This is a genomic window from Kitasatospora sp. NPDC059571, assembly GCF_042735675.1.
Taxonomy (GTDB): Bacteria; Actinomycetota; Actinomycetes; order Streptomycetales; family Streptomycetaceae; genus Kitasatospora.
In genome coordinates, this window is record NZ_JBHWBW010000677.1 from 1 (window position 1) to 2,283 (window position 2,283).

Annotated in this window: 2 protein-coding genes; one reads left to right on the plus strand and one right to left on the minus strand. The window is 75.9% G+C overall.

Features of this window, described 5'->3' with window-relative positions; translation table 11 throughout:
- Positions 1 to 29: 29 nt before the first annotated feature.
- Entirely contained in the window at positions 30 to 521 is a 492-nt protein-coding gene (locus ACFV0G_RS37680; protein WP_380557832.1) for an aegerolysin family protein, read from the minus strand.
- A gap of 373 nt (positions 522 to 894) precedes the next feature.
- Between ACFV0G_RS37680 and ACFV0G_RS37685 the strand changes: the two genes are divergently transcribed.
- Positions 895 to 2,283: AAA family ATPase (locus ACFV0G_RS37685; RefSeq protein ID WP_380557835.1), on the plus strand; the 1,389-nt coding region annotated here is incomplete at its 3' end.

The following is a 2,283-nucleotide window of genomic DNA, read 5'->3' on the forward strand; positions in this document are numbered from 1 at the left end:
GGCCGGGGCCGGGGCCGGTGCTGCTGCGGTCAGCCGGTCTTGACGACGAAGCTGACCACCGCGTTGTCGCCGCTGCCGCCGCTGCGGGTGATCTTCACGCCGCTGCTGGTGCCCTTGGTGTCGTACGAGTTGCTGCCGGCATAGGGGTTGTCCCAGTGGAAGGAGACCCACTTGTACTCGTCGGCCGGGTTCACGCACTTGTGCAGCTGGTAGGTGGCCTTGCCCTCGGTGCCGGTCATGAAGCCGTTGGACTCCGACTGCCAGACGCCCCAGGTGCTGTTGGTGATCGTGGCCGGCGGCCAGTCGATGCCGGTCCAGGTGCCGCTGCTCAGCGAGGCGGAGACGAAGTCCATCTCGCACTGCGTCCAGTTGTCGACCTGGACGAGGACGCTGCGGGCGGCGGCGCCCGAGGTGGCGGCGGCCGGGTGCGCCGGGGCGGCGCCGGCCGCGGTGGTCTGGGCGGCGACGGCGAGTGCCGCCAGGACGAGTGCGGCGCCGGCCCTGCGAACGGTGATCTGCACGGTTTCCCCCGTGTGATGTGTCGGTCGGCCCCGTCGGCCTCCCGTTGACCACCAGACAACTCCGTTCGGCAGCAAGCCACATGAGGAGCCGGTACTCAATCGTGCGGCGGCCGCCTACTCATCCGGCCGGGCCGTCGCTCAGGCCCCGCACAAGCCGACCGGATCTGAGTAACGGCTACTCAGGCACCCGGACGGCAGCCCGACGTACCGTCCGGGGATGGCCCGACGCTGCGCGGCGCCGGCCCGGCCGCACGGCCGTCCGGGACCGGGCGCCCTGTGCCACACTGACCGCCGGTGCGCCGCGACACGCGGCCGCAGCGGGCCGCCCGGCCGAGGCCGGCGGCACCGGCACCGGAACGCTCGGGGGGCGGGCATGCTGGGTGGGACCACGGTCCGATGGCCGTTCATCGGCCGGCGCAACGAACTGGAACGGGTCGGCGACGCCGCCGCCGACCCGCACTGCCGTGCCGTACTGGTCTGCGGCCGCCCGGGGACGGGCAAGAGCCGGCTGGTCGAGGAGTACGTCGAACTGGCCCGCTCGCGCGGGCACCGGACGGCGCACCTGACCGCGAGCGCCACCGCCGCCGCCGTACCGCTGTCCGCACTCGCGCCGCTGCTGCCGCCGCCGACCGCCGGGGCACCGCCGGCCGGCCCGCAGGAGCTGTTCGCTGCCGTCCACGCCCGGACCGTCGAGCAGGCCGGCGACCGCCGCTTCATCCTCGGCGTCGACGACCTCCACCTGCTCGACCCCGCCTCGCTCGCCCTGCTCACCGCCGTCTGCGCCGGGCCCGGGGTCCTGCTGGTCGCCACCCTGCGCGACCAGGCGCCGCTGCCGGACGCCCTCGCCGCCTGGTGGCGGGCCGGGCGCGCACTGCGCCTGGACCTCGCGGAGCTCGAACGGCCCACCATGGACACCCTGCTGCACCTCGCCCTCGGCGCACCCATCGCCGCCCCGGCCGGGGCGGCGCTCTGGGCGGCGAGCCGCGGCAACCTGCTCTACCTGCGCGAACTGGTGCTGCGCGGGGTCGCCGACGGGGCACTCGCCAAGAGCGACGGCGTCTGGTGCCTGACCGCCCGGCTCAGCGCCGGCGACGGCGTCGCGGGCCTGGTCCGCGAACGGCTGGAGGCGCTGACCGCCGATCAGCGCGACGTCCTGGAGCGGCTCGCCCTGTGCGAACCGCTCGGCGTCGACGAACTCCTCGCGGACACCGGCGAGCCGCTGCTCACCGCACTGGAGGAGAGCGGGCTGATCACCGTCCGCCCGGACGGGCGGCGGCTGGAGGCCCGGCTGACCCACCCCGTCCACGGCGACGTGCTCAAGGCGGGCATGCCGCGGCTGCGGGTCCGCTCCCTGCTGCTCGACCAGATCGCCCGGGTCGAGGCGCGGGGCGCCCGCCGCAGCGGCGACGCGCTGCGCCTGGCCGGCTGGCGGCTGGACGCCACCGGCACCGCCGACCCCGACCTGCTGGTGCGGGCCGCCCGGCTCGCCCACTACGCCCACGACATCGAGCGGATGCACGACCTCGCCCGGGCGGCACTGCGCCAGGGCCCCGACCCGCGGGCCGTCCTGCTGCTCGGCATCGCGCTGGGCGAGCTGGGGCGCGCCGACGAGGCGGTCGAGGTGCTGCAAGGGGCGCTGGAGGAGGTGGCGGGGGACGAACTGGAGGCCCTGGCGGTCACCCTCGCGCTGAACTGCTTCTACGGCTCGCACGGCCTGGCCGCCGCCCGGTGCGGGCGGGTGCGGGCGCGCGCCCCGGTGCGA